Genomic DNA, 256 nt, shown 5'->3' on the forward strand with positions numbered 1-256 from the left:
GGCAGGAGGACCCGGCCCATCTCCTCGAGCACGAGGATCGTCTCGACGAACCCGAGGCCGCCCCCGCCGTCGGCTGCGGGCAGCTCCATCCCTTGCCACCCGAGCCCGGCCATCGCGCGCCACACGTCGGGCCGAAAGCCGCGCGGATCGCGCTCGGTGGCGCGCGTGTCAGCGAGCGACCAGGCGCGGGCGAGAAACCGCCTCGTGGCGTCGACCAGCATCTCCTGCTCCGCGCTGAGCGTCAGGTCCATCTTCG

General features: G+C 73.0%; 1 protein-coding gene. It reads right to left on the minus strand.

Features of this window, described 5'->3' with window-relative positions; translation table 11 throughout:
- Window positions 1–251: acyl-CoA dehydrogenase family protein (locus tag E6J59_19635; protein TMB15945.1), on the minus strand; the 251-nt coding region annotated here is incomplete at its 3' end.
- Window positions 252–256: the final 5 nt, after the last annotated feature.

It is taken from the genome of Deltaproteobacteria bacterium, assembly GCA_005879795.1.
In the GTDB taxonomy this organism is placed as follows: Bacteria; Desulfobacterota; Binatia; order DP-6; family DP-6; genus DP-6.